This is a genomic window from Haloarchaeobius baliensis, assembly GCF_052060055.1.
GTDB classification, from domain to species: Archaea; Halobacteriota; Halobacteria; order Halobacteriales; family Natrialbaceae; genus Haloarchaeobius; species Haloarchaeobius baliensis.
In genome coordinates, this window is sequence record NZ_JBPPFR010000001.1 from 1,742,042 (window position 1) to 1,766,995 (window position 24,954).

A 24,954-nucleotide genomic window follows, 5' to 3' on the forward strand; every position below is an offset into this window, starting at 1 on the left:
CGCAATCCACCACCTGAGGGTCTGTCTGCCGGCTGCTCGTATCTCTGTGAACGGTGAGTCGGGGCGAGACCCCCGAGTCACCAGACATGCTCAGACGATCTGTCCCCGGACCTCGCCACCGGGATTGGCCTGGGTGTGGACGTTGACGTAGGTGTAGTCGCCACGGAGTGCGGTGACCACGTCGTCGAGTGACTCCCAGCCGCAGCCGTTGTCATCGTCTGGCTCGGTGATCGTCCCCTCGGCCAGCACCCCGTCCGGTGACACCGGGCCGCCGTCGAACAGCGTCACGCCGGGTGGGCCGTTCGCGTCACTCGCTCCGCAGTGGATGTGGGCGGCGACGACGTTCTCGATGTTCTCGACGCTGACCTCGTAGTCGAGTTCGTCGCCGTCGCGGTCGAGTTCGAACGTCGCAGAACCCATCGCGTCGGTCTCGACGGGCGGGACCTCACTGGTGCCGCGGAGCGTGGCACCGAACTCCTCCTGGAGCCCCTCGAGCCGCTCGACCTGGACCATCGCGGCGGGTTCTCGCCAGCCGTACACGGCGGGGTCGAGGTCGCCGTCGCCCTGGATGCCGGGGTGGGGGCGGATGACGCCGTTCTCCGCGAGCGCGGGGTCGCTCTCGGTGGTACCCTCGGGCTCGCCGCCGACGATGAGCGTCTTCGCCGGGGGGACGAGGTCCGCGAACAGTTCGGTGTTGCGTTCGGTGCCGACGTCGTAGCCGTTGGCGTAGTACGTCCGTGACTCGTTGACGTCCTCGGGGAGCGGGACGGTGTCGAGGCCGGTGATGCCGTCGTTGGTGGCGACGAGCATGCTCGCGAACGTGAGGTAGCCGGCGCTGGCATCGGTCGTGAGGTGGACGGTGTCGTAGTACGGCAGCCCGGTCTCGCCGGGGTCTGCTTCGGGGACGAGCGGGCTGGCGCCGGCTGCGGCGCCACGGATGCTGTTGGTGCTGCCCGCGAGATCGACGAGCGGGCCGAGGTTGCCGTTCTCGGCGAGCTGTCGGGTCGGCTCGTTGGCCTGGTCGCCGACGGCGAACACCTCGACGTCGGGGCGGTGGGCCGCCACGAGCGGTGGCGTGAACGGCTGGCCGGGGGTGAGGTTGGTCACCGTGACGCGGTAGGTGCGTGCGGACTGGTTGCCGCCGTCCTGGGCCCCGGTGAGGGTGACGCCGCCCAGGGCGAGTCCACCGAGCGTCGCGCCGGCCGTCGCCAGTGCGGTCCGCCGGGTCATCGGCAGGCCGCGGGCGCCGGTCGTCATGTGTCGATTCCTCGCGGCTGTGTCGTGTGCAGTACTGGTGTCATTGTCGGGTCCGCGGAGGGTCCTGGACCGGTCAGGATGGCGGATACGGTGTATGCATAGCCAGTGCTTTGTTATGAACGCCGGTCAGAGAGCGCCTCACGTCACGTGGGGCGACAGTCACTCAAAACGCCAGATTTCGGGCCCGTCGGGTTCGGGAGGGATGAGTGGAGCGACCGACGGGCCCCCGACACGGTAACCGTGCCCCGTTCGATGCAGTAACGCTCGCTTTGCGGTCGACGGTCGTTCCGCGCAGCGGAGCAGCGAGTCGCGTCCCGAGTCTCGCGACGCCGCCTCGGTCACCCCGACCCGGGCATGGGACAGAGACTCGCGGTGAACACGGCGCGTTCGTCGGTGTCGTTGCGCGCACCGTGGACGACCCCGCGGTCGTGCTGGACGACGCCGGGCGCTTCGATGACCGACTCCTCGTCTCCCCGGATCACGGTGACCGTGCCCTCCAGCACGTGGAACACGTTCGTCGAGTCGGCGTGCTCGTGTGGGGTCAGCTCCGCACCGGGACCGAGGGCGAACGCCTTCACGAGCACGTCGTCGGTCACGACGACCTCGCGGTCGAGGACCTCGCCGTCGTCGGGGTCGAGCTGTGGGTAGCTGTCCATGGACGATGCGTCGACGGTCGGGTGCAAAACGTTTCCCCCGGATGCGTGCCGGGCCTTCCGCCGGCGCCTCTAGCTACTGAGCGTCTACAGATATGATGGCGACCGGCTTCGGTAGGCTATGGGACCGACGACACGACGGCGGATGCTGGCACTGGCGGGCGGGACCACGGCGACGACCCTCGCGGGCTGTCTCGGTGGGGGCGGCGGCTCGGGTGTCGACGGGGACGGAACGCAGGCCGGTGGCGGCGACGGGAGCGGCGGAGGCGGTGCGAGCACGACCCAGGCCGGGGGCGGCGGCGAGGCTGGCGGCGAGAGCACGACCGACGACGGGCCGAACGACAGCCCCGACCCGGACTGCACGCGGCTCACCGGGCAGCCGACGCCGTACGACACCGCCGGGACGCCGTTCATCTTCCGGTTCGACTACGTGGACAGCTGGGAGCTGCCGGAGGCGCTGCAGGGACCGGGTGGCCGGAGTCAGGGGATTTCGAGCCCGGTCGTGACCGTCGACGGGGAGACCGAGCGCGCGGGCATCCGCGTCGGCCAGCCGTTCGAGGCGCTCACGGCGACGGCGGTCGACGAGAACATCTCGGATGCGGTCAGCGGCGAGTACACGCCCTTCGCGGTGGTCCGGGAGCTCGAGTACGCCGGCGAGACGGTCCGCGTCGTGGGCCTGCCCGACGCCGAGTTACCGTCGTACCGGTTCTGGCTGCCCCACGGCGCCGATGGGACGCAGTACTACCCCGTCGAGGTCGACACGCTGACCTCCATCCTGCGGACGGGCGAGGAGGGTGCGGACCGGCTACTCTGCGTCGAGTCGACGGTGGCCGCCGTCGAGACCATCGTGACGAGTCTGGAACCGAACCCGGAGACGACCATCGACGAGTTCTGAGAACGGAGGGGCCGGCCGACCCGGAGAGCAGGGCGATTCACGTATCAGGCCGACTCGCCGTCCTCGGCCGGCGGTTCTGGCCGGAGCGGTGGCAGGCTCGGGTCACGGTAGGGGGAGCGCCCGAACACGGCGTCTGCGAGCTCCTGTTCCTCGAGCTGGTCCCGGAGGATGCGCGTGAGCCGGTTCACCGCGGTCACGTCGAGGCCGTGCTCGTCCATCAGCAGGCGGAACTGGCCGTCGTCGGTGAGCGACTCGAACTGCTCGGAGAGGTCGGCGAGCTCCTCGGGCGAGCGCGCCCGCACCCACTCGTCGTCGTGGAGGCCGAGTCGTCGCTTCCGTTCCTCGTCGACGACGTGCCGGATGACGACGAGCGCGACGCGCTGGATCGCGCGCTGGCTGCCGAACGCGGTGAGGTCGAGGTCGGCCATGATGCCGAGTGCGCGGTCGCGCTCCCAGGGCGTGAGCGAGAGGTTGTTGCAGAAGGCGTGGGTGATGCGGACCTTCTCCAGACGGTGCATCCGCTCGCTGTGCCCGGCCATCGCGGGGTGCTGCTCGTCGTGGAGCCGGCGGAGGCTCTCGCTGACGTCCTCGTGTGCGTGTCTGGGGCGGCCGATGAGCGTGGCGCTCGGCGTGACGATATCCCAGCGGCGGAATCGTTCGTCCTTCACCGCGTCGATGCGGCCGAGCGAGCCGTCACCGGGGCCGGCGTGCACGTCGCGCGGGTCGCGACGTTCCGGTGGCTCGGGTGCCCGTGGGTCGGCCGCCGGAGGGACTGCGGAGTCGGTCATTCGACTCCCCGTTGCGGCTCCAGCGTATAGAAAGGCTGGGCTCTGCGGTCGGTGACGTCAGAACCCAGCTCCGCTCACTACGAACCCTTGTGACGAGAATGACTTAAAGGAGCTCGGCGAACCGGTCGAACCGTACGCCACGAGCACGGAGGGTGTGGTCGCTACCGCGAGTACAGCGAGTAGAGGATGCAGCTCAGGCCCGCGAGCTGGGTCACGCGAACCAGCACGGTGTGGGCGTCCTGGTACGCGAGCGGCAGGATCCCCTCCCGCATGAGGAGGGTCCCGCCGAAGGAGATGCTGTAGGTCACGGCCGTGATCAGCAACAGCCCGACCGAGAGCAGCTGCATCGGGCGGCTGTCGTGTCGGCGGAACCCCCGGTAGGCCTGGTAGCCGATGAGCAGGCCGACGGCCGTCGACAGTGCCGCCAGTGTCACGACCAGTGCCTGCACCGGGTCGCCGATGAGTTGGAGCCCGAGCATGGTCAGAGTCTGTGCCACATGTCGGTGAACGTGTCCGCGACGTCCCGTTCGGTTCGCTGTAGTTCCATGTCGAATGAGCCCTCCGTGAGTTCGACCGAGAACCGTTCCAGCGTGGCGAGGTAGACGCTGTAGTGGTTGCCGTCGTCCTGGAGACGTGTCTCCTCGCGCAGCAGGCCACACTCCTGCAGGGACTCGGCCCGTCGGTACACCGTCGGGAGCGAGGCGTCGCACTCCTCGCTCAGCTCCTTGGCCGACTTCGGCCCCTCGCTGGTGGCTTCGAGGATCGCGCGGGCGTACTCGTCGTCGAGCAGCGCGACGACGTCCGGGAGCGCCGGGTCCTCGGTCACTGCCACCGGGTTCACGCCCGCCAACGTAAAAACTGTCCGTCGTGTTCCGTGTCGGAAAACGCGGGCGGTCGTGGCGACCGTGCCGCACAGACCGCGGTGTTTATCGGGGACGGGTGCGGGGCTCTCGGTATGACCCTCGCGGCACGGACACGAGAGGCAGCAGCGGACCACCCGTTCCTCCTCGACGCGCTGCGCGCCGGCGTCGTCAACTACGCCGCGGCGGCACGGTTCGTCGACGTCGACGGCGAGCCGGACGCCATCGCGACCGCCTTGCGGCGCTACGCCGAGGCCCTCCCGGACTACGCCCCGTCGTCCCCGTCGGTCCGGGTGACGATGCAGCGCGGACTCGGTCGCCTCGACGGTACCGAGGCCGACGGCTCGCCGGACGGGGCACTGCTCGCGGTGAACGACGCGTGGTACGGTCCGACGGCCGACGGCGATTGGACGGCGGTGCTCGCGACCGGCGCGGTCGACGCGGCGTTCGCCGCGGCCGCACTCGACCGACTCGCCCTCGCGGACGTGGCCGTCCACGGGATGGGCTTCGACGAGGACGCCCTCGTCGCACTCGTCGGCCGTCGAGCCGGTGCGGACGCCATCCGTGCGGTCGAGGCGGCCGCCGGATCGGTGCCCGACCGCCCGTCGTCCGAGAGCTGAGGTCGGGGCAGACCTCCACCGGTGGACCGGCACGGTCCGGCGGCGAGACGAACCAGAATCCTCAAACGAATCGCGGGTGTTCGCCCGGTAGACATGAACGAACCCGTCCGGAAGGGCGACGCTGCGGACGTCGGACAGATCGCACTCGTCGGCCTGTTCGTCACCGCGCTGGCGACGGCACAGGTCACGGCGAGCAAGCTGCTGGCGTTCGGCATTCCACTCTCGCTTCCGCACACCGGCGAGGTACTGATCCTGCCGGGTGCCGCCCTGGCCTACGCACTGACGTTCTTCGCGAGCGACTGCTACTCGGAGCTGTACGGGCGGCGCGCGGCGACCGCGATGGTGAACGTCGGGTTCGCGATGAACTTCGTCGTGCTCCTGCTCGTCTGGAGCACCATCGCCTCGCCGGTGGCCGGCAACAGCCCCGTCGCCGCCGAGACGTTCGAGACGGTCCTCGGCGCGAGCACGAACATCGTCGCCGGCTCGCTGCTCGCCTACCTCGTCAGCCAGAACTGGGACGTCTACGTCTTCCACCGGGTCCGCGAGGCGACCGATGGAGAGTCGCTGTGGCTGCGGAACATCCTCTCGACGGCGACGAGCCAGGCCATCGACACTGTCATCTTCGTCACGGTAGCGTTCTACGTGGCCCCGCGCGTCTTCGGGGTCGGTGGAGAGATCCCCGTGCCGGTCATCTTCGCGCTCATCGTCGGTCAGTACGTGTTCAAGCTGCTCGTCGCCCTGGTCGACACCCCGTTCGTCTACGCCGTCGTGTCGCTCGTCGAGCAGTACGAGACGGAACGGACGGCGTAGTAGGGGACTACCACCGGTTCGATGTGGCTACCTGGTGGGCGCAATCGCCCGTCGGCGATGGAACTCTCTGGTCGGTTGTGGTTCCAGGAAGGGGGGTTGGGGGGAGTATGGGGGTGGCGACAGCACGTCGCTGTAATTCGCCACTTCCTGCTTGGGTGGCAGGGTAGGTAACGTTTGACTCTAATGAGTAAGTATCGATGCGAACCGACATCTAACTGTTTAGAGTCGGGGCGGTGGACGGCGCTGCAGCCGGAGGGAGCAGGTGACGGAGGATACCACGCAGGCGTTGCCTTCCTGAAGGGTTAAGAGGATGCACCGAGCAGGGCCGACCATGGACATCGAATCGTTCTTCGAGGAGATGCCGTTCGCCGACCTGCTGGGTGTCGAAGTGACCGAAGCAGCCGACGGACACGCCGAGGGACGGCTGGAGATGCGCGAGGAACTGTCCTGGAACGCCGACCAGCTGATGGCACACGGCGGCGTGACGTTCACCCTCGCCGACACGGTGGGTGGGGCGGCCCTCGTCTCGCTCGTCGACCAGCCGGTGCCGACCATCGACATGCGGATCGACTACCTCGACGCCGGGACGGGCGACCTGTACGCCGAGGCCGACGTGGTCCGCTGCGGTGGCGACGTCGGCACGGTGGACGTCGACGTGTTCGCGGCGGAGGACGACACCCTCATCGCGGACGCACGCGGCGTCTACAAGACGGGATAGCGGCCCCGGACACTCCTGCAGTCGCGGGCCGGGGGTCGCCCATCAGAGTAAAGCGTATCCGGACCCCCTTCTCCCACAGACCCGCTGCATGGAATGGCAACCAACCGTCTACATCATCCCGTTCGTCTTCTCCGCGCTCCTGTCGTTCGGGCTGTTCCTCTACGTGGCCGTCGGCCGGACGCACCTGCTCGACCGGCCGGTCGTCCGGATGTTCGTCGCACTCACGTTCAGTATCGCGGTCTGGGGCGTTGGTGACGTGTTCCAGCTGCTCACCACCGACCTCGTCGCCAAGCGCGCCTGGCTGGTGGTCCAGTTCATCGGCGCCGGTGGCTCGACGCTGGGGCTCCTCGGGTTCGCACTGGCCTACACCGACAACGACGAGTACCTGACGTCGCGACTGTTCGGCCTGCTGGCGGTCGAGATGACCGTCGCCCTCGGCCTGCTCGCGACGAGTCCGACCTACCACCAGCTCTACGTCGTCGCCGTGGACACCGCGCTCGACCCCGAGACCGGACTGGTGATGCTCGACCGGAGCCTCGGGCCGGCCGCGACGTTCCACGTGATCTACTCCTACGCCCTCATCGTCGCCGCCATCGCCCTGCTCCTCCGGGCCGCGCTCCGGTCCGAGCAGTTCTTCCGCTCGCAGTCGCTGGCCGTCGTCGCCGCCATCGTCGTCCCGTTCGTCGTCAACATCGGCTGGTTCGTCAGCCTCGGCTCGGGTGGCAGTCTCGACTACACCGTCCTCGGGTTCTCCTTCTCCGCGGTCGCCCTGTGGTACGCCATCTCGCGGTACTCGCTGCTCGCCGTCTCACCCGTCGCCCGCAAGACCGTCATCGAGAACATGCAGGACGCGGTGGTCGTCGTCGACCAGGAGGGTCGCATCATCGACGCCAACCCGGCCGTCCAGGCGCTCGGCGTCGCCCGTCCGAGCGAGTTGATCGGCGAGACGGCAGTCCAGGCGGTTCCGTCGCTCGAACCGGTCCTCGCGGACGACGAACCGACCGACGAGCTGTCGGTCGAGATGGACGACGGGACCCGGCACTTCGCGGTCAGTAGGCAACCTCTCGAGTCAGCGTCGGCGGGAACCCGGCTCCTCATCCTCAGGGACGTGACCGAGCAGCGTCGCATCGAACAGCGCTACCAGCGGCTCATCGAGAACTCCTCGGACATGATCACCGTCCTCGACGCGAACGGCCGCATCAAGTACGACAGCCCGGCCGTCGAGGGGGTCCTGGGATACGAGCAGGACGAGTGGGTCGGCCACCATGGCAGCGACCGGCTCCACCCCGACGACCGCGACCGGATGGTCGCGGAGTTCGACCAGGCGGTCGACGAACACGACCACAGCTCGCGTCACGAGTACCGTATCCGCCACGCCGACGGTTCCTGGCGTATGTTCGAGTCGTTCGCCTCGAACCTGCTCCACGACCCCGTCGTCGAGGGCATGGTCCTGAACTCGCGGGACATCACGGACCGGAAACGACGTGAGCGCGAGCTGGAGCGGACGAACGAGCGGCTCGACGAGTTCGCGAGCGTGGTGAGCCACGACCTCCGGAACCCCTTGACCGTGGGCAACGGCTACCTGCAGGCCGCGAAGGAGGGGGACATGGAGGCACTTTCGGTCGTCGAGGAGACCCACGAGCGCATGGAGCGCATCGTCGACGACGCACTCGAGCTCGCACGACAGGGGGACGCCGTCGAGCAGACCGAGACGGTCGAGCTCGCCGCCGTGGCCCGACGTGCCTGGGCCACCGTCGAGACGGGCGACGGAGTCCTGCGGTTCGACGGGGGCGGGACCGTTGGGGCCGACCCCGACAGGCTCCGACGGCTGTTCGAGAACCTCTTCCGGAACTGTGTCGAGCACGGGACGACCGACGAAGGGGCTGTCACCGTGACCGTCGACACCGAGGTCGACGCGACGGCCGAGGACCCGGCTGTCGTCCGGTTCTCCGTCACCGACGACGGGCCGGGCATCCCCACCGACCAGCGCGAGCGGGTGTTCGAGTCGGGCGTCACGACCAACGACGAGGGGACGGGCTTCGGGCTCGCCATCGTCGAGAGCATCGCCCGCGCCCACGGCTGGTCGGTCACCGTCAGCGAGGGCGAAGCTGGCGGCGCCCGGTTCACCTTCGAACTGGACGGGTCGGCCGCGCGATGAGGGCCGGCCCCGGAACGGCTACTCGAACACCTGGGCCATGAGCGCGGCCTGTCCGCGACGGAGACGCTCGAGGAATGCCGACTTGCCGATTCCCAGCTGGGCCGCGACGTCGCCCGCGTCGGCCCGTCGCGGCACCTCGAAGTAGCCCATCTCGTTCGCCAGCCGGAGTGCCTCCTCCTGGGCGGGGGTGAACCCCCAGCGACGGGCGACGGCCTCGTCGTCCTCGCTCCCGAGCGGGTAGATCCGTTCGAGGGTGACCCCGACCGCCTCGCCCGCCGCCTCGAGCACCCCTTCGAGCACGTCGTAGCCGACGACCGCGCCGGTGTACGTCTCGACCCCGTCGTCGTAGCGCAGCGACTCCGCCATGAAGCCCGCGTCCGTCAGCTGGTGGACGACACACGGGTGCTTGGACAGGCAGCGGTAGTTCACCCTGTCGTCCGTCGACGAGGCGTGGAGGTACCGGATGCGTTCGTCCGCGTCGAGCACCTCCGCGATGGCCGGGTCGCCACTGAACTGGAGGAGTGCGTTGCCATCGGAGCGCCGCTGCGGCGGTTTGGCCTCCACCGCGGTGTCCGTCTCGCGCGTCGCGGTCGCGAGCGGGCAGTCGTCCCCTGTCACCGCGAACTCGACGACGAGACACTCCTCGATCATGTGGCTCCGTTCGGGGGGGCGACGTATGGGGCTATCGGCGGGCGAACCCGGTTATGGATGGCCCGACAGTTCGGGTCACGGAGTGGTCCACGTCGGCGGCTCCCGACACATACAGAGTACATACATTACCTTTTTGTTATGGTAGCCATCAGTGATGTTGTGTGGCAATGTGCCACGGTAACACATGAACAGACGGAACCTGCTCAAGAAGACGGGTGCTGGCGCGGTCGCCGGCGTCGGACTGACCGGCGTGGCGAGTGCCAGCTCGACGGTCGAATCGGAACCGCTGTCGGAGGCCGACACCCGGTCCGCACTCCGACGGGACCGCACACTGTTCGGCGAACTGTCCGACGACGACGTTCTGGCGACCCCGCGGGTCGAGGAGCTGTCGCTCTCTGACGCCAGACTGACCGCGGTGAGGGTCGGCGAGGAGCGTCCCGGTGATCCAGGCGACAGAGCGCGTCGACGAGGGGCGGCTCACCGTCGGGATGTTCACCGGCTCCGACCGGTCGTTCGCGGTGCTCGACCGGGACGACGGCGGCTTCGAGACCTACGGCATCATGACCGCCTCGACCGACTGTGACGGCTGCGAGGAGACGGTGTGCTACTGCGACGGCGAGTGGGTCGACTGCCCCATCATCGGTGGCGACTGCTGCGACGGGGAGATCATCTGTAACTGCGTTCCGACCTGCCCCTGCCCCAACCAGCCGTGTATCGAGTCTGAGAGGTAGTCGAGCTCACTACCTCCCGACCATTCCCTCCCGACTGGCTGCTGCGAGACGCCACTCGAGAGCCGACAATCGCCGGGAACGTACTTATAAACACCACACATGTACGGGTGAACCTGTTAGTCGGTGGCGCGCAAAATAGGGAACGAACTATCATGGACATCGAGGAGGTCAAACAGCGGGCCGGACCGCGGGAGTTCAGTCCGAAGGACGACATGCCGGAGGAGTACCGGAAGGCGGCGACGCGGATGATCCAGTTCCACGCGAACTCGGAGATCATGGGCGCGTACCTCGAGAAGCCGTTCATCCGGCAGGCACCGAGCCTCGACCGCAAGCTCGCGTTCAGCGCGAAGGTGCAGGACGAGATCGGGCACGGGCAGCTGCTCTACCGGGCCGCCGAGAGCCTGGGTATCAAGACGCGAGACGAGATGCTCGACGAGCTCGCCGAGGGGACGGGGAAGTTCCTCAACTGCTTCCACTACCCGATGGACAGCTACGTCGAGACGCCGATGATCGCGTTCTTCGTCGACGGCGCGGCGATGCGCCGGCAGGCCACACTCAAGTCCACCTCGTGGGAGCCCTACGCCCACGCGATGGACAAGGTCTGCTTCGAGGAGGGCTTCCACGTCAAGCACGGTGAGGCCATCCTCTACGAGCTCATGACCGGCTCGAAGAAGGAGCAGGAGCTGACCCAAGAGGCCTTCGAGCTGTGGTGGCCGCGCATCATCCAGTTCTTCGGGCCCACCAACGAGAAGTCGACGCACCACGGCTTCGCCAGCGAGGTCGGCCTCAAGCAGATGAGCAACGACGACCTCCGGAACGCGTTCCTCAACGCGTACATCCCGAAGGCGAAGAAGTACGGGCTCGAGATCCCCGACACGCCGCGCATCACGGAGAACGACGACGGCACCTACGAGGTCGTCGAGGAGGACCTCGACTGGGACGAGTTCTTCACCATCGCGAAGAACGACTACGAGCCCGGCGTCGGCCAGATCGAGGGCCGGAAGGCGGCCCAGGACGCCGTGGAGTGGGTCCGCGAATCGCTCGACAACCACGAGAACCGGCTCTACGGTTCCAGCCAGCCGCAGGCGGCAGACTGAGACCATGATCTGGGAAGTATTCAGACAGGAGAAATCGGGCGACTACCACAAGCACTGTGGGAACGTCCACGCACCGGACCGGGAGATGGCGCTGCTGTTCGCCGAGATCCAGCACGGTCGACGCAAGCCGACGAACAGCCTGTGGGTCACCCCGCAGAAGGAGATCGGGGAGGTCGACACCGAGGACGCCGCGTTCGGCGGCACCACGGACAAGTCCTACCGGTGGGCCATGACCTACAACTTCGAGGCCGCGGCCTCCGAGGTCGAGGAGTCCGAGAGCGAGCAGGCGACGGCCGAGCGCGAGCGCAAGGCCCAGATCGAGAAGGCAGGTGGGAAGTGATGGCGGCCGTCGAGGAGCTCTCCGAGCCCGGCTCGCTGTCCGAGGAGGAGCGCGAGGCCGTCCGGCACCAGCTGTTCCGGCTGGCCGACGACGAGTTCGTGCTCGCCGAGCGCTACACCGAGTGGCAGGTCAAGGCCCCCACGCTGGAGTCCGATCTCGCCCTCTCGAACATCGCACAGGACGAGCTGGGCCACGCCCGGCTCTGGTACGACCTGCTCCAGGACTGGGGCGCCGAGGAGTCCGAGCTCATCTGGGAGCGCGACCCGTCGGAGTGGCGCCACTCCACGCTGGTCGAGCTGCCGTTCGACGAGGGCGACTGGGCCGACCCCGTCCTCCGGTCGTACCTCTACGACGTCGCCGAGGACATCCAGCTCCGCGCGCTGCAGGACTCGTCCTACCCGCGCATCCGCGACCGCGTCGGCAAGATCCTCGGCGAGGAGGACTACCACCGCGAGCACGCGGCCAGCTGGCTCGAACGGCTCTGCGAGGAGGACGAGGGCCGTGCCCGCGTGCAGGACGCCCTCGACCGGCTGTTCCCGTACGCGCTGACGCTGTTCGCACCGACCGACGAGGCTGTCGAGGACCGCATCGACGAGCTCGGCATCCGCAGCGACCCCCTCGTGACCATGCGCGAGGAGTGGCTCGACGAGGTCGTCCCGTTCCTCGAGTCGCTGGGGCTCAGCGTCGAGGACGCCGAGCTGCCCGAGCAGTACGACGTCCACCACAGCCAGTTCGAGCTCCCCGAGCACGTCGGCCGCGACCAGTCCCACACCGACGACTGGTTCGACCTCTACGACGAGTTCACGCACTCGTACCGGGAGCTCGGCCGGACCAGCGCCGCACGCATCATGAAGGACCCCGACGATGAGTAACGCCTACGACACGGACATCCCGGACTCGGTCGACCCCGTCGAGGACGACTGCGTGGAGCCGGCCGGGGAGGCCTGCGCGTACACCGAGTACGTCGAGGGCGAGGCGTACGACGACGTGCCGGCGACCGGCGAGGGCGCCGAGGGCGTCGAGCGCGAGGTCTGGGACACGCTGTACGAGATCGAGGACCCGGAGATGCCCGTCTCCATCGTCGACCTCGGGCTCATCTACGGCGTCAGCGTCGACGCGGAGGACGGCGAGACCGTCGCCACGGTCGACATGACGCTCACCTACTCGGGCTGTCCCGCGCGGGACATGCTCCAGGACCAGATGCGCGAGGCCGTCGAGGCCATCGACGACGTCGACCGCGCCGACCTGCGGCTGGTCTGGTCGCCCGAGTGGAACCTCGAGCTGGTGACCGAACAGGGCAGAGAGGACCTGCGGGCGTTCGGACTGAGCATATGAGACGCGCAGACCCATCCGTCACGACCAGCGGCGACCTGGAGGGCGCGGAGTGTCCGTACTGCGGCTCCGAGGACACCGTCCGCGACCACCCGAAGGGGCCGTCGCTCTGCCGGTCGATGCACTACTGCAACGACTGCGAGCAGCCCTTCGAGAAGTTCGAGTGAGCCGACCACCTCCTCCGTTTTCACCGTCGTGAGCGTCGGCGACGACCGTCGGAGCTTTGGTCGTCCGGCCTGACCCGGGTCGTATGGACGCGCAGCCGCTCGCGGAGCTCGCTGCACCGGCCGCCGTGTTCGAGCGGATGCTCTCGCTCGCGGCGGTCGAGCCCCCCGGCAGCGACGAGCCGTACTACGACGAGATGCTGTTGCGTATCGACGAGTCGTCCCTCCGGACGCCGGCGGGGAGCGTCGACGCGCCGCTCTCCGCCTACTGCACGGTCGAGACGGGGCTGCTCGACGCCTACGACGGCGTCGCTGGCGGGACTGTCACGGCGGTGTTCGACATCGTCGAGCTACGGGACTGGATGGACTGGGTCGACGACGGTGGCGGGGTCGCGGTCCGATTCGACGGGGACCCGGAGTCCGGCCAGGCCACCGAGGTCGTGATCCAGAGCGACGACGCGACCGCCCGCGTCGACTGTGTCCGTGACTCCGCACTCCTCGCGGACGTCCCGCTGGAGCTGCCCGGACGGTTCACCGACGACGAACGGTTCCGGCTCGACGACGGGACGCCGGCCCCGACGGTCGTCGAGACGGAGGCCGACCAGCTCCGACGGCTCGCCGACGGTGTCGCGACGGCCGACGCCGCGACCTTCCCGGTGGTCGTCGCGGACGGCTCGTTCCGGTTCGAGCTGGTCGACGACGGCAGGCTCCGGGCGAGCGCCGAGCTGGCGGGCGATGTGAGTGGCCCGGACGTGTACAACGAGTACGGCGATGCACTCGGCCGTGTGGCGGCCGTGCTCGAGGGGCCCGTGACGCTCCAGACCGGACCGGACGCGCCGCTGGCCGTCGTCACCAGTCGCTCCGGGTTCACGCTGCGGTACGTGCTGTCGCGGGTAGAATCGTGAGCGCGCTCAGTTCGGTCCCGCTACCTCGAGTGTGTAGTCGGAGCGGATCCACGCGTCGTCGTTCTCCGAGTCGAAGATCTCGACTCGGCCGTCGTCGGACTCGCGTGCTCTGAATCTCGTGTCGATAGCTGGGGGGCCGTCGGAACTCGTGTTGTTCGCGCTACTCATTGTCTGTGTCGGGCATTGGCGCCCGAATCGGGTATCTCAAGGAGACGGGTCTGCAGGCATAAGCTTTCCGCCGTGACTGTTTGGGTGCACCAAACTATTTAATCACGTTCTAGGACGGGCGAGTCGGTGGCCTTTACTCGGCTGGCCGGCGAAGACGTGTCCATGACAGGAGACGGGTGGTTCGTCGGCACGGAGCGCGACGACACCACCACGGGGGCCGAACACGTCCGCGAAGGGCGTGCCGACGCGCCGGCAGACTGGCCCGCACGGGCCGTCGAGACCGGTTTCGCACCCGACGAGGAGACGTACTACGCGGCGCTGCACGGGGCCTGCGTCGCCGCGACGCGGGCCGAGGCGACCGAGGCCGAGCGCGCCGGCGACCAGCAGCTCGTCCACGCGGTCCGCGCGATGGACGACTGCACGCGGACGGCGAACGAGCTGGCCGAGCGCCTGAGCGAGTGGGCCGGCGCGCTGTTCGACGAGGAGGGCGGCGGCATCGCGTTCGCGCGGGAGGTCGCCGCCCGGGAGCCGACGACTCCCGACGAGGAGCGGGCGGTGTCGCTGGCAGAACGCGTCGTCGACCTCGCAGACGAGGCCGCCGAGCTGGAGAGCTACGTCGAGACGCGCGCGCCGACGGTCGCACCGAACCTCGCCGCGATGGCCGGGCCGGTGCTCGCCGCACGGCTCGTCGCGCTGGCCGGCGGGCTGGAGTCGCTGGCGAAGAAGCCCAGCGGGACGGTGCAGGTGCTGGGCGCGGAGGACGCACTGTTCGCGCATCTCCGCGGACACGCCTCCTCGCCGAAGCACGGCGTCATCTACACCCACGAGTACGTCCGCGGGACCCGGCCCGAGGACCGCGGGTCGGCGGCCCGCGCGCTCGCCGGGAAGCTCACCATCGCAGCGCGCGTGGACCACTACTCCGGCGACCGGAAGCCGGAGCTCGACGAGGAGCTCGACGAACGGATGGCGACCATCCGGGCCCGTGCGGAGGGAGACGCGGCGGACGAGGAGGGCGACGGATGAACCGCCGCGACCGCCCCGACGGTGGCGACGGTCACCTGCCCGACGGCGTCGAACCGAGAACCTTCGACGGCGACCGGCGCCTCACGACGCGCGGGGAGCCGGTGTACGGAGAGCCCGTCCAGGACGGCTGGCGGGCGTGGGACCCCGGTCGCTCGAAGCTCGGGGCGATGCTCGGCCGCGGCATCGAGACCGGCTTCGAGGGCGGCGACACGGTGCTCTACCTCGGCGCGGCGAGCGGGACCACCGTGAGCCACGTCGCCGACTTCGCCGGCCCGACGTACGCCGTCGAGTTCGCGCCGCGACCGGCCCGCGACCTGGTTCGCGTGGCCGAGAGCCGACCGAATCTCTTCCCGCTGCTGAAGGACGCCCGCAAGCCGGAGACGTACGCCCACGTCGTCGAGTCCGGCGTGGACGTGCTGTTCCAGGACGTGGCGACACGCGGGCAGGGTGACGTCGCCTGTCGGAACAAACAGTTCCTCGCGGACGACGGCTGGCTCGTCGCCACGATCAAGGCCCGCAGCGAGGACGTCACCGGCCCGACGGAGGTCACGTTCGGGCACGTCGTCGAGACCATCGAGAAGGAGTACGAGGTCGTCACGACCGAGCGGATGGACCCGCTCCACGAGGACCACCTCGCGGTGGTCGCGCGTCCGCGGTGAAGATACCCGACTCCGCACGCCTTTTGAGGCGCCCCCTCGAAGGGTCGTCCGATGGAGCGAGGGTCACCCGACGCGTTCGCCGAGCAGGGAACGCTCGGGGTCGAGGAGGAGTTCTTCGTCGTCGACGGGGCCGGCGTTCCGGTCTCGGGCAGTGACGAGCTGGTCTACGAGGGTGAGCCACCGGAACTGCTCGCCGACCGGGTCGACCACGAGCTGTTCAAGACCGTCATCGAGACGCAGATACCGAAGTCCCCGGACCTGGCGGCCGCCCGCGAGTACGTCCACGCCGTCCGGGAGGCGCTCGTCGAGTACGCCGCCGAGTACGACTTCCAGATCGCGGCGGCGGGGCTGCACCCCGCCGCACGGTGGCGCGAGCTCGAGCACGCGGAGAAGGACCGCTACCGCGCCCAGCTCGAGCGCATCCAGTATCCGCAGCACCGAAACACCACGGCGGGGCTGCACGTCCACGTCGGCGTCGACGACGCGGACAAGGCCGTCTGGGTGTCGAACCGCATGCGCTGGCACCTCCCGGTGATGCTCGCCCTGTCGGCGAACTCGCCGTACTGGAACGGCTACGACACGGGGCTCGCGTCGGCGCGGGCGAAGATATTCGAGGGGCTCCCCAACACGGGGATGCCGACCGCCTTCGCGGACTACGACGAGTTCGAGCGCTTCGAGAACCGGATGATCGACAGCGGTTCGATCAACGACCGCGGCGAGCTCTGGCACGACGTGCGCCCGCACTCCGGCCACGGCACCGTCGAGGTCCGCGCGCCGGACGCACAGGCCGACCCGGCTGTCGTCCTGGCGTTCGTCGAGTACACCGAGGCGCTCGTCAGGGACCTCTCCGAGCGCTACGAGGACCGCGCGGACCCCGACGGAACGGACGGCTGCATGCGTCGCGAGGTGCTCGACGAGAACAAGTGGCGGGCGCTCCGGTACGGGCACGACGCCTCGTTCGTCGAGCGCGGGAGCTCCGAAACCGTCGACCTCGGCGAGGTCGTGGACCGCGAGTGCGACCGCCTCGGCGTCACCGGAATCCGCGACGTGTACGACGCCGACAGCGGGGCCACCCGACAGCGGCGCATCCTCGCGTCGGAGGGGCTCGACGCCCTCTGTCGGGACCTCGTGCTGTGAGCAATGGGTTTTTACCACTCCGATACTTGTGTCCTCCTGTAGAGGACATGTCTTCTGACGACACAGACCACGACGAGCACGTGACCGACGACGACCTCGACGAACTCGACGACCGGTCGAGGCGGGACAGAGCCGTCGAAGGGTTCGACCAGGGCCTCGTCGACCTCCTCTCGTGGGTTCTCGACACCGAGACCCGCGCGAAGATCTACGTCTTCCTGCAGAAGCGCCCGGGCAGCACGAGCGAGGAGATCGCCCAGGGGACGGGACTGTACCCCTCGACCGTCCGCGAGGCACTCGCCGAGCTCCACGACGAGGAGAAGGTCCACCGCGAGAAGCGCGAGAGCGCCGGCGCGGGCAACAATCCCTACGAGTACACGGCCATCCCGCCGAGCGAGCTCGTCGGCGGTGTCGTCGGACAGGTACAGGAGGAGCTGAACACCGTCTTCAACCTCGACAAGGTGCTCGACGGGGAGCGCCGGACCGGGGACAGCACGGCCGAGCCCGTCACCATCACCGTCGAGGAGGTCTCGGACGACGACGAGGACGACGACGAGGACGCCGACGACGGCTCCGCGGCCGACGACGGCCAGCCCACCTCGGAGTAGGCGATTTCTACGGCGCCCGGTAACCCGCTGTTTCGACTCTTTTATTGCACGGGCAGGCTTTGGCCCGTGCATGAAAGTCGCGCTGGGCGGGACGTTCGACCCGGTGCACGACGGGCACCGTGCACTCTTCGAGCGAGCGTTCGAACTCGGTGACGTGACGGTCGGCCTCACGAGCGACGAGCTCGCTCCGAAGACCCGCAACGTCGACCGGTACGTCAGGCCCTACGACGAACGACTGGCCGACCTCGAACGCGAGCTCGGCCGCTTCGCCGAGGAGCACGACCGCACGTTCGAGGTGCGCGAGCTGACCGAACCGACCGGCATCGCTACCGAACCACAGTTCGACTACCTCGTCGTCTCCCCGGAGACGCGCGACGGCGGCGAACTGGTCAACGAGGTCCGCCGCGAACGCGGCCACGAACCCCTCTCCGTCGAGGTCGTCGACCACGTCTACGCCGAGGACGGCGCGGTCATCTCCAGTACCCGCATCGTCGAGGGAGAGATCGACGAACACGGCAACCTCACGCCCGAGCGCGACGGCCGCTCCGCGACCCGATAGCCTACCAGGTGGGCGGCCGCAGCCCCGCCGATTCGAGCACGTCCTTCCACCGTTGCTGGATGGACAGCCGCGACACGTCAGCAGCTTCGGCAACCTCCGTCTGACTCCGGCCGTCGCTCGCCACCAGTGCGCCCGCATAGAGGCTCGCCGCCATCGCCGGGCCCTTCGAGCGGTCCGACTCCGGCACCGACGAGAGGAACATGTCGACCGCGTACGAGCGTGCGTCGGCGCTCAGGTCGAGACGGTCGGCGGCGGCCTCCATCTCGGCCAGCCACTCCTCGTTCTCGACCTGGTCACGTGCGCTGTACATGTCCGGTCGTAGCGCGTTCTCCTACATAAATGGCCTGCCGTCTGAACCCGACAGGTTCTTACAGCCCTCGGGTGAAATTCGGGCCGAGCGCGGGTAGCCAAGCCAGGAAACGGCGCAGCGCTTAGGACGCTGTCCCGAAGGGGTCCGCCGGTTCAAATCCGGTCCCGCGCATACCGTCTCGAACGCACGTGAGAGACGTGTGTGCGCGGCAACCGGATTTGAGCCAGGGAGCGAACGCAGTGAGCGACCGCGGTTCAAATCCGGTCCCGCGCACTGAGCCAGGGAGCGAACGCAGTGAGCGACCGTGGTTCAAATCCGGTCCCGCGCATGAGCCAGGGAGCGAACGCAGTGAGCGACCGTGGTTCAAATCCGGTCCCGCGCATGAGCCAGGGAGCGAACGCAGTGAGCGACCGTGGTTCAAATCCGGTCCTGCGAAGCATCATCGTCCAGGACTCAACTGTCCAGCCACGGAGAGCACCGCAGTCGCTCTCGGGAGACCTCCGAAGGGAGTCCAGACCCCCGTGGCCGATTCGAGGGGTCGACGGCGACCGGACACGGCCTGACAGAGCGAATGGAGACCGTTGGGAACGGAGTCGGTAGAGACGTCGTCCGGCAGTGCCAGTTGGATATTCCGAGCGCGGGAGCTGGGCGGTGTTCGACGTCGACCGACGGTGTGCGAGGTCAGTGGTCAGCGGCCTTTGGAACGAGTTCCAGCAGTGAACCACCACCGCCACGGAACCTCTCAACGAGTCCGGATTACTCGAAAACAAATCCGTCAGACATATCTTAATATTCAAAAGTATCCCAGTATAAAATTCTCGGTCGGCCAACAGGCATTAATACCCGAACGGCCATGTGGCGTCTATGAGAGGGCAACGGGGCGTGTCGTCGGTGGTGGCGACGGTACTCCTCATCGCGGTGGTGCTGGTGGTCGCGGTCGCAGCGGGGAACTTCGCGCTCAGTTTCGCGGACAGCACGCAGGAGCCAGCACCGCAGGTCCACGCGTCGATGGCGCCGGTCGAGGCGTCGGACGGGTACCTCAACATCACGAAGAACGGCGGCGACGAGCTCCGGGTGTCGGAGCTGGAGATACAGATCCGCAACGCGAGCGGTGGCGGGACGGTTCGGCTGGTCGACCTGCCAGCGTCGGGTGGGCTCGGGGGTTCGAATCTCGAAGGCGACGGGGGCATGGTCGACAACGGAAGCGGCGTTATCGTGGGTGGCTCGGGCGTGGAGTGGACCGCCGGCGACGAGATCGGCGTCAGGCTCCCGAACGTCAAATCCGGGGACCGCATCGTCGTGCGCATCATCCACCCCGAGACGGACAGCATCGTCTGGGAGGACATGGTGACCGTTTCGTAGTCGGGTTAGGTGACTGCTTTCGAGCACGGCAGACTCCGGACCGCGGCGACCTGCAGAGAGCGATATATTCTCGCCGCACCCCGCAAACCTTTTTCATACCGGCTTTGTTGTCTTGCCCAATGGCGAACATGGCAGCGTTGTTCGGCGAGATCTTGTCGGACGTCGACACGGTGGTGCTCTTCTCCCCCAGCGGGTCGTACTACGAGCGGTTCGCGGAGGAGGAGGACCTCGACGTGCTCGTGGTCGGGACGGAGAACGCGGTCGGTGCCGAGACGTTCGTCGAGCTCCCGCTGGAGTTCGAGGAGATCGCCCAGCGGGTGCACTTCGGGCTGGAGGGCGCACTGGAGGCGGGCTACATCGACGACGGGGACGTGTTGCTCTGTGCGACGAGCGTGTTCGACGGGAGCATCGACACCGTCTCGCGGGTCCGTGCCGACGCGTCGGACCAGTCGGGCGTGTACGACCTGTTCTCGAGCTCGCGCGCGGACCCTGCCGTCATCAAGGACGTGCTCGAACTGGCCGTCGAGCTGGGGAAGAAGGGTCAGAAGGGCAAGCCGGTGGGTGCGCTGTTCGTCGTGGGCGACGCGGGGAAGGTGATGAACAAGTCGCGGCCGCTGTCGTACAACCCGTTCGAGAAGTCCCACGTCCACGTCGGCGACCCCATCGTGAACGTGATGCTGAAGGAGTTCTCCCGGCTGGACGGCGCGTTCGTCATCTCCGACTCGGGGAAGATCGTCTCGGCGTACCGGTACCTCGAGCCGTCGGCGGAGGGCGTCGACATCCCGAAGGGGCTCGGTGCGCGGCACATGGCGGCGGGCGCCATCACCCGTGACACGAACGCGACGGCCATCGTGCTCTCGGAGAGCGACGGGCTGGTCCGGGCGTTCAAGAACGGCGAACTGCTGCTGGAGATCGACCCGGAGGACTACTGAGGATGACCGTAGCCGGTGGGTTGCTGTGGCTCGCACAGCAGACGAACGCCACGGCGGACGGGGCCCCGACCGAGGTCCCGACGTGGGAGGCGCTCATCAACGAGCCGCTCGTCCGTGCTGCAGTCGTGCTGTTCCTCGGTATCATCCTCGGCATCGTCGTCGGGAAGCTGAACCGGCGGCTGCTGAAGGCCGCGGGCGTGCCGGAGATGGTCGAGGGGACGCCGTTCGAGAGCAGCGCGCGCAGCCTCGGCAGCTCGACGGTCGACATCGTCGCCCGGCTGAGCGCGTGGTTCACCTACGGTATCGCGGCCCTGGCGGCGGTCCACGTGGCGAACATCGTCCGAACGGACCAGTTCTGGCTCGGCGTCGTCCGCTTCATCCCGGACGTGTTCGTCGCCGCGCTGGTGCTCATCGTCGGCTTCGTCGTCGCGGACAAGGCCGAGCTCGTCGTCTCCGAGCGGCTCCGCGGCGTCAAGCTGCCGGAGGTGAACCTGCTCCCGCGGGTCGTGAAGTACAGCGTCATCTACGTGGCGTTCCTCGTCGCGCTCGCCCAGCTCGGGGTGCACATGCTCGCGCTGCTCGTGCTCTTTGCCGGGTACCTGTTCGCGCTCATCTTCCTCGGTGGGCTGGCGTTCCGCGACCTGCTCCGCTCCAGCGCCGCGGGCGTCTACCTGCTGCTCGACCAGCCGTACGGTATCGGCGACCAGATCGAGATCGACGGCCACGAGGGCGTCGTCCAGGAGGTCGACCTGTTTGTCACGCAGATCGAGTCCGACGGCCGCGAGTACATCGTCCCGAACCACCGCGTGTTCAAGACCGGCGTCGTCCGCGTCCGGGAGTAGTCCGGTCCCTGCTCGCTTCTGCTGCGTTCAGTCCTCCGCCAGCTCCTCGCTCGACATCGGTCGGGCCGGCACGCCGGCGACGGTCTCGCCCGGCGGCACGTCCGCGGTGACCAGCGAGTTCGCGGCGACCTGTGCGCCCTCGCCGATCTCGACGCCCGGCAGCACGATGGCGCCGGCACCGATCATCGCGCGGTCGCCGAGGACGACCTCGCCGACGCGGTACTCCTCCTGCAGGAACTCGTGACAGAGCAGCGTCGCGTCGTAGCCCACGATGACGTGGTCGCCGAGGGTGATGTGCTCCGGCCAGAACACGTCCGGCGTCGCCTCCAGTCCCCAGGAGACGCCCTCGCCGACGGTGATGCCGAGCCGGCGCATGAGCCAGTTCTTCAGCCGCAGGCTCGGCGAGATACGGACGAGCCAGATGAGGACGTAGTTGAACGCGACGCGCAGCGGCGACTTCGCGTCCGGCCAGTGCTGAAGGGAGTTCCGCGGTCCGGTCGTCGGGTGTCTGGTGACGCGCTCGCGCCGTGGTTCGTCGCTCACTACCGGTCGTAGTCGGCCGGGGATATTGAAACCGGTCGGTCCGGTGCCCACCCGTGCAGCGATGACTATCGGGTTGTTACCGGTTGCAACCTGTTGCCTACAGGAACCGTACCCTGTAACTACCAATTGCGGTCCCGGACGAGAGACCTGCCAGAGGACGCATGTCGCAGGCGCTACCGCGGAACGAACGGGCGGAACAGCAGTACAGCATTCGACGATACAGACCGGCAGACAGGGAGGCGTTCCTCGCGCTGTACGAGTCCGTCTGGGGACGGCGCCGGAGCGAGGAGTGGTTCGAGTGGCGTTTCGAGGCGAACCCGTACGGAGACGGTGTGTCGATGGTCGTCGCGGAGAAGGACGACGAACTCGTCGGCGCCGAACCGTGCCTGCCGTTCGAGGTCGGGACCGGACGCCGACGGCTGTCCGCACTCCAGCCGGCAGACTGGATCGTACACCCGGAGCACCGCCGTCGGGGGGTGTTCAGCCGGATGACGAGCCATCTTCTGGAGCGGGACGCAGGCGGCCGGTTCGAGCTGTACTACAACTTCCCGACCGACGCACTCCTGCCCGGGCTGGACTCGTTCGACTGGCACGTCGTCGGAGAGCGGCCGACGTACTACCGCATCGAGCGACCGGTCAGACTCGTCGAGGCGAAGGGCGGCCGCAAGCTCCACCGTGACGTTGCGAAGCTCGCGTCGCCGCTGTCGCGGTTCCGGCTCCGACTCAGGGACCGGTTGACGTCCGTTCCAGACGACGTCACGGTCGTGCGGTACGACGAGGTGCCGGCCAGGCTGTTCACCTCGCTCTACCACGAGGGCGTGCCGACGAAGCTCCACGTCGCCCGGGACGAGGCGTTCTACGACTGGCGGTTCGAGAACCCGGCCTGGGAGACGACCGCCTTCGTCGCGCGGCGTGACGGGAGGGCCGTCGCCGGTGTCGTCGCCTGTCAGGAGGAGCTGAAGGGGGCCACCTGCACCCGCATCGCCGACGTGCAACCGATGGACCCCGACGAGGATCTGACCGGCGCGTACGCGGCCCTCGTCGAGGCCGTGGTCGACGACACGACGACGGACGTCTACAAGGTCGCCGGCGACGTGCTCCCGGCGCAGGTCCTCACCGGGTGTGGGTTCTGGGCCGACAGCTCGTTCCCGCTGTCGAAGCTCGGCCGCCGGACGGTCCACGCGGTCAGACCGACGGACACCGTCGACGGCGAGCGATGGCGCATCCGCGGTCGCGACCCGACCGACCCGCGGCACTGGCTGCTCTCGCTCGCCGGCCAGGACATCGCCTGAGTCAGCCGCCGGTCCAGAACGACCGTCGGAGCATCACCAGGATGGGGATGATCTCGATGCGGCCGATCCACATCACGAACGTGAGGACGAACTTCGTGGAGCGAGGGAACGCCTCGTAGCTGCCGAACGGGCCGGCCTGCCCGAACGCGGGGCCGATGTTGAGGAACATCGAGGCGGCGACCGACAGCGCCTCGAGTTCGGTCACGTCGTGGCCCGCCCGGGCGCTGTTGACGACGACGAACACCGAGGCGAGCCCGAAGCAGACCAGCGCGACGAGCGTGTAGGCGTACACGTCGCGGATGGTGTCCTCGTCGACCACGTCGCCGCTGAGCCGGACCGGGCGCACGGCGTCGGGCGACGCGGCGACGAACAGGTCGCGGCGGAACGCCTTGAAGACGACCAGCCAGCGGACGGTCTTGATGGAGCAGGTCGTGCTGCCGGACATCCCGCCGACGAACATGCACAGGAGGAGTATCTGCTTCGCGGGCGCGGACCAGGCCTCGAAGTCGGTCGAGGCGTAGCCCGTCGTCGTGACGATGGAGACGGTCTGGAAGACGCCGTGGCGGACCGTCGCCTCCGCGGAGCCGTCGAACTGGGTGTCGACGGCCAGCAACGCGATCATGATCGTCGAGATGCCACCGAGTACCGCGAGGTAGAAGTGGAACTCCTCGCTCTGGCGGATGCGGCTCAGGTCGCCACCGACGACCGTGTAGATGAGGACGAAGCTGGTCGCTCCGACGGCCATGAACGGGATGACGGCCCACTGCACCGCCGGGGAGAACGCGCCGACGCTCTCGGCACGGGGGGAGAAGCCGCTCGTCGAGACGGACGTGAGGGCGTGGGCGATGGCGTCGAAGGGGGTCATCTCCGGCGCGAGGCCGACGACGTGGAGCGTGTAGAGGGTGACCGCTGCCAGCGCCGTCAGCCCGATGTACAGCGTCCAGATGAGCCGGGCGGTCCGCTCGATCTGGGGCGTGAGCTTCGTCACGTCCTGGGTCTGTGTCTCGGTCTCCATCAGCTGGGCGCCACCGACACCCAGGCGGGAGAGGAGCGCGGTCGCGACGATGAGGATACCGAGCCCGCCGAGCCACTGGATGACCTGTCGCCAGAGGAGGACGGGACGGGAGTGGGCGTCGAACTCCGTGATGACCGTGGCCCCCGTGGTCGTGATTCCGCTCATGCTCTCGAACAGGGCGTCGACCGGGTCCGCGAACTCTCCGGTGCCCGCGAGGTAGAGCGGAATCGCGCCGATGATGGCGACGAGGAGCCACGCGAGCGCGACCAGGAGGAACGCCTCGCGGCTCCGGACGCGACGCTCCGTGGAGAGCCGCTCCATGCCCTCACCCAGCGCACCTGCCACGATGATGGCGACGACGAACGGGACGACGTCCGTGCCGTCGTAGAGGGCCAACACGAGCGGGGCGGCGAGCGGGAGCGTCAGTATCTTGCAGATCGAGCCGACGACGCTACAGCTCGCACGCCAGTCGACGCGGATTCGCATTCGTTCCCCGACTCGGGCGGGGGGTGCCTCAATCTATCGCCG

Annotated in this window: 31 protein-coding genes, 1 tRNA gene and 1 pseudogene; 23 read left to right on the top strand and 10 right to left on the bottom strand. The window is 68.3% G+C overall.

Annotation, left to right across the window (positions count from 1 at the left end):
- Window positions 1-90: 90 nt before the first annotated feature.
- Both ACSG06_RS08805 and ACSG06_RS08810 read right to left on the bottom strand, forming a co-directional pair.
- Window positions 91-1,257, bottom strand: coding sequence for a spondin domain-containing protein (locus tag ACSG06_RS08805; RefSeq protein ID WP_440989891.1), 1,167 nt, complete (start codon window positions 1,255-1,257; stop codon window positions 91-93).
- A gap of 338 nt (window positions 1,258-1,595) precedes the next feature.
- The gene (locus tag ACSG06_RS08810) at window positions 1,596-1,913 is read right to left on the bottom strand and encodes a cupin domain-containing protein (protein ID WP_440989892.1); all 318 of its coding nucleotides are present in this window, start codon (window positions 1,911-1,913) and stop codon (window positions 1,596-1,598) included.
- 118 nt (window positions 1,914-2,031) lie between these two features.
- Here ACSG06_RS08810 and ACSG06_RS08815 point away from each other — a divergent pair, with 118 nt between their 5' ends.
- Window positions 2,032-2,805, top strand: coding sequence for a hypothetical protein (locus ACSG06_RS08815; protein WP_440989893.1), 774 nt, complete (start codon window positions 2,032-2,034; stop codon window positions 2,803-2,805).
- 44 nt (window positions 2,806-2,849) lie between these two features.
- Here ACSG06_RS08815 and ACSG06_RS08820 read toward each other — a convergent pair whose 3' ends face one another.
- The 3 genes from ACSG06_RS08820 to ACSG06_RS08830 all read right to left on the bottom strand — a co-directional run bounded on the left by ACSG06_RS08820 (window position 2,850) and on the right by ACSG06_RS08830 (window position 4,419).
- Window positions 2,850-3,593 (bottom strand): DNA-directed RNA polymerase subunit epsilon, encoded by a 744-nt coding sequence (locus ACSG06_RS08820; RefSeq protein WP_440989894.1) that lies wholly within the window; start codon window positions 3,591-3,593, stop codon window positions 2,850-2,852.
- A 161-nt stretch (window positions 3,594-3,754) separates the two neighbouring features.
- Window positions 3,755-4,072 carry a DUF7521 family protein gene (locus ACSG06_RS08825; protein ID WP_440989895.1) on the bottom strand — a complete coding sequence of 106 codons (318 nt, stop codon included), beginning with the start codon at window positions 4,070-4,072 and terminating at the stop codon, window positions 3,755-3,757.
- Between the two features lie 2 nt (window positions 4,073-4,074).
- On the bottom strand, window positions 4,075-4,419 hold the full coding sequence (locus ACSG06_RS08830; protein WP_440989896.1) for an ArsR/SmtB family transcription factor: 345 nt from the start codon (window positions 4,417-4,419) through the stop codon (window positions 4,075-4,077).
- A gap of 129 nt (window positions 4,420-4,548) precedes the next feature.
- Here ACSG06_RS08830 and ACSG06_RS08835 point away from each other — a divergent pair, with 129 nt between their 5' ends.
- The 4 genes from ACSG06_RS08835 to ACSG06_RS08850 all read left to right on the top strand — a co-directional run bounded on the left by ACSG06_RS08835 (window position 4,549) and on the right by ACSG06_RS08850 (window position 8,759).
- A complete protein-coding gene (locus ACSG06_RS08835) occupies window positions 4,549-5,073 on the top strand; it encodes a DUF7523 family protein (RefSeq protein ID WP_440989897.1) in 525 nt (174 codons plus the stop codon).
- A 93-nt stretch (window positions 5,074-5,166) separates the two neighbouring features.
- Window positions 5,167-5,883, top strand: coding sequence for a queuosine precursor transporter (locus ACSG06_RS08840; protein WP_440989898.1), 717 nt, complete (start codon window positions 5,167-5,169; stop codon window positions 5,881-5,883).
- A gap of 331 nt (window positions 5,884-6,214) precedes the next feature.
- The gene (locus ACSG06_RS08845) at window positions 6,215-6,601 is read left to right on the top strand and encodes a PaaI family thioesterase (RefSeq protein WP_440989899.1); all 387 of its coding nucleotides are present in this window, start codon (window positions 6,215-6,217) and stop codon (window positions 6,599-6,601) included.
- Between the two features lie 88 nt (window positions 6,602-6,689).
- The gene (locus ACSG06_RS08850; protein WP_440989900.1) at window positions 6,690-8,759 is read left to right on the top strand and encodes a histidine kinase N-terminal 7TM domain-containing protein; all 2,070 of its coding nucleotides are present in this window, start codon (window positions 6,690-6,692) and stop codon (window positions 8,757-8,759) included.
- Window positions 8,760-8,777: 18 nt separating this feature from the next.
- Here the strand turns inward: ACSG06_RS08850 and ACSG06_RS08855 are convergent, their stop codons facing one another.
- Window positions 8,778-9,410 (bottom strand): helix-turn-helix domain-containing protein, encoded by a 633-nt coding sequence (locus ACSG06_RS08855; RefSeq protein WP_440989901.1) that lies wholly within the window; start codon window positions 9,408-9,410, stop codon window positions 8,778-8,780.
- Between the two features lie 184 nt (window positions 9,411-9,594).
- Between ACSG06_RS08855 and ACSG06_RS08860 the strand changes: the two are divergent.
- The 8 genes and pseudogenes from ACSG06_RS08860 to ACSG06_RS08895 all read left to right on the top strand — a co-directional run.
- Window positions 9,595-9,663: pseudogene (locus tag ACSG06_RS08860) on the top strand (twin-arginine translocation signal domain-containing protein); the annotation flags it as partial.
- Window positions 9,664-9,850: 187 nt separating this feature from the next.
- Window positions 9,851-10,141, top strand: coding sequence for a hypothetical protein (locus ACSG06_RS08865; protein WP_440990312.1), 291 nt, complete (start codon window positions 9,851-9,853; stop codon window positions 10,139-10,141).
- Window positions 10,142-10,293: 152 nt separating this feature from the next.
- Window positions 10,294-11,238: a 1,2-phenylacetyl-CoA epoxidase subunit PaaA gene (gene paaA, locus ACSG06_RS08870; protein WP_440989902.1), complete on the top strand. Its 945-nt coding sequence runs from the start codon at window positions 10,294-10,296 to the stop codon at window positions 11,236-11,238.
- Window positions 11,239-11,242: 4 nt separating this feature from the next.
- Complete coding sequence (paaB, locus tag ACSG06_RS08875) at window positions 11,243-11,578, top strand: 1,2-phenylacetyl-CoA epoxidase subunit PaaB (protein ID WP_440989903.1); 336 nt, start codon at window positions 11,243-11,245, stop codon at window positions 11,576-11,578.
- Complete coding sequence (gene paaC, locus ACSG06_RS08880; protein ID WP_440989904.1) at window positions 11,578-12,450, top strand: 1,2-phenylacetyl-CoA epoxidase subunit PaaC; 873 nt, start codon at window positions 11,578-11,580, stop codon at window positions 12,448-12,450. Before paaB ends, paaC begins: the two co-directional genes overlap by 1 nt.
- Window positions 12,443-12,913 (top strand): 1,2-phenylacetyl-CoA epoxidase subunit PaaD, encoded by a 471-nt coding sequence (gene paaD / locus ACSG06_RS08885; RefSeq protein WP_440989905.1) that lies wholly within the window; start codon window positions 12,443-12,445, stop codon window positions 12,911-12,913. The genes paaC and paaD overlap by 8 nt, the downstream gene beginning before the upstream one ends.
- Complete coding sequence (paaE, locus tag ACSG06_RS08890; protein WP_440989906.1) at window positions 12,910-13,077, top strand: 1,2-phenylacetyl-CoA epoxidase subunit PaaE; 168 nt, start codon at window positions 12,910-12,912, stop codon at window positions 13,075-13,077. Before paaD ends, paaE begins: the two co-directional genes overlap by 4 nt.
- Window positions 13,078-13,160: 83 nt before the next feature.
- Window positions 13,161-13,979: a hypothetical protein gene (locus ACSG06_RS08895; protein ID WP_440989907.1), complete on the top strand. Its 819-nt coding sequence runs from the start codon at window positions 13,161-13,163 to the stop codon at window positions 13,977-13,979.
- A gap of 6 nt (window positions 13,980-13,985) precedes the next feature.
- Here the strand turns inward: ACSG06_RS08895 and ACSG06_RS08900 are convergent, their stop codons facing one another.
- On the bottom strand, window positions 13,986-14,147 hold the full coding sequence (locus tag ACSG06_RS08900) for a DUF7331 family protein (RefSeq protein WP_440989908.1): 162 nt from the start codon (window positions 14,145-14,147) through the stop codon (window positions 13,986-13,988).
- 162 nt (window positions 14,148-14,309) lie between these two features.
- Here ACSG06_RS08900 and ACSG06_RS08905 point away from each other — a divergent pair, with 162 nt between their 5' ends.
- The 5 genes from ACSG06_RS08905 (at window position 14,310) to ACSG06_RS08925 (ending at window position 18,130) form a co-directional block, all read left to right on the top strand.
- A complete protein-coding gene (locus ACSG06_RS08905) occupies window positions 14,310-15,170 on the top strand; it encodes an NOP5/NOP56 family protein (protein ID WP_440989909.1) in 861 nt (286 codons plus the stop codon).
- Complete coding sequence (locus ACSG06_RS08910) at window positions 15,167-15,829, top strand: fibrillarin-like rRNA/tRNA 2'-O-methyltransferase (RefSeq protein ID WP_440989910.1); 663 nt, start codon at window positions 15,167-15,169, stop codon at window positions 15,827-15,829. Before ACSG06_RS08905 ends, ACSG06_RS08910 begins: the two co-directional genes overlap by 4 nt.
- 51 nt (window positions 15,830-15,880) lie before the next feature.
- Complete coding sequence (locus ACSG06_RS08915; RefSeq protein WP_440989911.1) at window positions 15,881-16,966, top strand: glutamate--cysteine ligase; 1,086 nt, start codon at window positions 15,881-15,883, stop codon at window positions 16,964-16,966.
- Window positions 16,967-17,013: 47 nt separating this feature from the next.
- Window positions 17,014-17,571 (top strand): helix-turn-helix domain-containing protein, encoded by a 558-nt coding sequence (locus tag ACSG06_RS08920; protein WP_440989912.1) that lies wholly within the window; start codon window positions 17,014-17,016, stop codon window positions 17,569-17,571.
- Between the two features lie 70 nt (window positions 17,572-17,641).
- A complete protein-coding gene (locus ACSG06_RS08925; RefSeq protein WP_440989913.1) occupies window positions 17,642-18,130 on the top strand; it encodes a phosphopantetheine adenylyltransferase in 489 nt (162 codons plus the stop codon).
- 1 nt (window position 18,131) lies between these two features.
- On the opposite strand, the gene ACSG06_RS08930 is transcribed toward ACSG06_RS08925, so the two are convergent.
- Window positions 18,132-18,440 (bottom strand): cyclin family protein, encoded by a 309-nt coding sequence (locus tag ACSG06_RS08930; protein ID WP_440989914.1) that lies wholly within the window; start codon window positions 18,438-18,440, stop codon window positions 18,132-18,134.
- 87 nt (window positions 18,441-18,527) lie between these two features.
- On the opposite strand from ACSG06_RS08930, the gene ACSG06_RS08935 reads away from it, so the two are divergent.
- The 4 genes from ACSG06_RS08935 (at window position 18,528) to ACSG06_RS08950 (ending at window position 21,576) form a co-directional block, all read left to right on the top strand.
- A tRNA-Leu gene (locus ACSG06_RS08935) sits at window positions 18,528-18,611 on the top strand.
- Window positions 18,612-19,304: 693 nt separating this feature from the next.
- Entirely contained in the window at window positions 19,305-19,802 is a 498-nt protein-coding gene (locus tag ACSG06_RS08940; RefSeq protein WP_440989915.1) for a type IV pilin domain-containing protein, read from the top strand.
- A 119-nt stretch (window positions 19,803-19,921) separates the two neighbouring features.
- A complete protein-coding gene (gene dacZ / locus ACSG06_RS08945; RefSeq protein WP_440989916.1) occupies window positions 19,922-20,734 on the top strand; it encodes a diadenylate cyclase DacZ in 813 nt (270 codons plus the stop codon).
- Window positions 20,735-20,736: 2 nt separating this feature from the next.
- A complete protein-coding gene (locus ACSG06_RS08950; RefSeq protein WP_440989917.1) occupies window positions 20,737-21,576 on the top strand; it encodes a mechanosensitive ion channel domain-containing protein in 840 nt (279 codons plus the stop codon).
- 27 nt (window positions 21,577-21,603) lie between these two features.
- Here ACSG06_RS08950 and ACSG06_RS08955 read toward each other — a convergent pair whose 3' ends face one another.
- Window positions 21,604-22,119 (bottom strand): acyltransferase, encoded by a 516-nt coding sequence (locus tag ACSG06_RS08955; protein ID WP_440989918.1) that lies wholly within the window; start codon window positions 22,117-22,119, stop codon window positions 21,604-21,606.
- Between the two features lie 161 nt (window positions 22,120-22,280).
- Here ACSG06_RS08955 and ACSG06_RS08960 point away from each other — a divergent pair, with 161 nt between their 5' ends.
- Window positions 22,281-23,411: a GNAT family N-acetyltransferase gene (locus ACSG06_RS08960; protein WP_440989919.1), complete on the top strand. Its 1,131-nt coding sequence runs from the start codon at window positions 22,281-22,283 to the stop codon at window positions 23,409-23,411.
- A 1-nt stretch (window position 23,412) separates the two neighbouring features.
- Here the strand turns inward: ACSG06_RS08960 and ACSG06_RS08965 are convergent, their stop codons facing one another.
- Entirely contained in the window at window positions 23,413-24,912 is a 1,500-nt protein-coding gene (locus ACSG06_RS08965; protein WP_440989920.1) for a TrkH family potassium uptake protein, read from the bottom strand.
- Window positions 24,913-24,954: the final 42 nt, after the last annotated feature.

What these genes read in the sequence shown, in the direction of transcription:
- ACSG06_RS08805 (WP_440989891.1), bottom strand. Translation starts at nt 1,257, where the DNA reads ATGACGACCGGCGCCCGCGGCCTGCCGATGACCCGGCGGACCGCACTG.
- ACSG06_RS08810 (WP_440989892.1), bottom strand. Translation starts at nt 1,913, where the DNA reads ATGGACAGCTACCCACAGCTCGACCCCGACGACGGCGAGGTCCTCGAC.
- ACSG06_RS08815 (WP_440989893.1), top strand. Translation starts at nt 2,032, where the DNA reads ATGGGACCGACGACACGACGGCGGATGCTGGCACTGGCGGGCGGGACC.
- ACSG06_RS08820 (WP_440989894.1), bottom strand. Translation starts at nt 3,593, where the DNA reads ATGACCGACTCCGCAGTCCCTCCGGCGGCCGACCCACGGGCACCCGAG.
- ACSG06_RS08825 (WP_440989895.1), bottom strand. Translation starts at nt 4,072, where the DNA reads ATGCTCGGGCTCCAACTCATCGGCGACCCGGTGCAGGCACTGGTCGTG.
- ACSG06_RS08835 (WP_440989897.1), top strand. Translation starts at nt 4,549, where the DNA reads ATGACCCTCGCGGCACGGACACGAGAGGCAGCAGCGGACCACCCGTTC.
- ACSG06_RS08840 (WP_440989898.1), top strand. Translation starts at nt 5,167, where the DNA reads ATGAACGAACCCGTCCGGAAGGGCGACGCTGCGGACGTCGGACAGATC.
- ACSG06_RS08845 (WP_440989899.1), top strand. Translation starts at nt 6,215, where the DNA reads ATGGACATCGAATCGTTCTTCGAGGAGATGCCGTTCGCCGACCTGCTG.
- ACSG06_RS08850 (WP_440989900.1), top strand. Translation starts at nt 6,690, where the DNA reads ATGGAATGGCAACCAACCGTCTACATCATCCCGTTCGTCTTCTCCGCG.
- ACSG06_RS08855 (WP_440989901.1), bottom strand. Translation starts at nt 9,410, where the DNA reads ATGATCGAGGAGTGTCTCGTCGTCGAGTTCGCGGTGACAGGGGACGAC.
- paaA (WP_440989902.1), top strand. Translation starts at nt 10,294, where the DNA reads ATGGACATCGAGGAGGTCAAACAGCGGGCCGGACCGCGGGAGTTCAGT.
- paaB (WP_440989903.1), top strand. Translation starts at nt 11,243, where the DNA reads ATGATCTGGGAAGTATTCAGACAGGAGAAATCGGGCGACTACCACAAG.
- paaC (WP_440989904.1), top strand. Translation starts at nt 11,578, where the DNA reads ATGGCGGCCGTCGAGGAGCTCTCCGAGCCCGGCTCGCTGTCCGAGGAG.
- paaD (WP_440989905.1), top strand. Translation starts at nt 12,443, where the DNA reads ATGAGTAACGCCTACGACACGGACATCCCGGACTCGGTCGACCCCGTC.
- paaE (WP_440989906.1), top strand. Translation starts at nt 12,910, where the DNA reads ATGAGACGCGCAGACCCATCCGTCACGACCAGCGGCGACCTGGAGGGC.
- ACSG06_RS08895 (WP_440989907.1), top strand. Translation starts at nt 13,161, where the DNA reads ATGGACGCGCAGCCGCTCGCGGAGCTCGCTGCACCGGCCGCCGTGTTC.
- ACSG06_RS08900 (WP_440989908.1), bottom strand. Translation starts at nt 14,147, where the DNA reads ATGAGTAGCGCGAACAACACGAGTTCCGACGGCCCCCCAGCTATCGAC.
- ACSG06_RS08905 (WP_440989909.1), top strand. Translation starts at nt 14,310, where the DNA reads ATGACAGGAGACGGGTGGTTCGTCGGCACGGAGCGCGACGACACCACC.
- ACSG06_RS08910 (WP_440989910.1), top strand. Translation starts at nt 15,167, where the DNA reads ATGAACCGCCGCGACCGCCCCGACGGTGGCGACGGTCACCTGCCCGAC.
- ACSG06_RS08915 (WP_440989911.1), top strand. Translation starts at nt 15,881, where the DNA reads ATGGAGCGAGGGTCACCCGACGCGTTCGCCGAGCAGGGAACGCTCGGG.
- ACSG06_RS08920 (WP_440989912.1), top strand. Translation starts at nt 17,014, where the DNA reads ATGTCTTCTGACGACACAGACCACGACGAGCACGTGACCGACGACGAC.
- ACSG06_RS08925 (WP_440989913.1), top strand. Translation starts at nt 17,642, where the DNA reads ATGAAAGTCGCGCTGGGCGGGACGTTCGACCCGGTGCACGACGGGCAC.
- ACSG06_RS08930 (WP_440989914.1), bottom strand. Translation starts at nt 18,440, where the DNA reads ATGTACAGCGCACGTGACCAGGTCGAGAACGAGGAGTGGCTGGCCGAG.
- ACSG06_RS08940 (WP_440989915.1), top strand. Translation starts at nt 19,305, where the DNA reads ATGAGAGGGCAACGGGGCGTGTCGTCGGTGGTGGCGACGGTACTCCTC.
- dacZ (WP_440989916.1), top strand. Translation starts at nt 19,922, where the DNA reads ATGGCGAACATGGCAGCGTTGTTCGGCGAGATCTTGTCGGACGTCGAC.
- ACSG06_RS08950 (WP_440989917.1), top strand. Translation starts at nt 20,737, where the DNA reads ATGACCGTAGCCGGTGGGTTGCTGTGGCTCGCACAGCAGACGAACGCC.
- ACSG06_RS08960 (WP_440989919.1), top strand. Translation starts at nt 22,281, where the DNA reads ATGTCGCAGGCGCTACCGCGGAACGAACGGGCGGAACAGCAGTACAGC.
- ACSG06_RS08965 (WP_440989920.1), bottom strand. Translation starts at nt 24,912, where the DNA reads ATGCGAATCCGCGTCGACTGGCGTGCGAGCTGTAGCGTCGTCGGCTCG.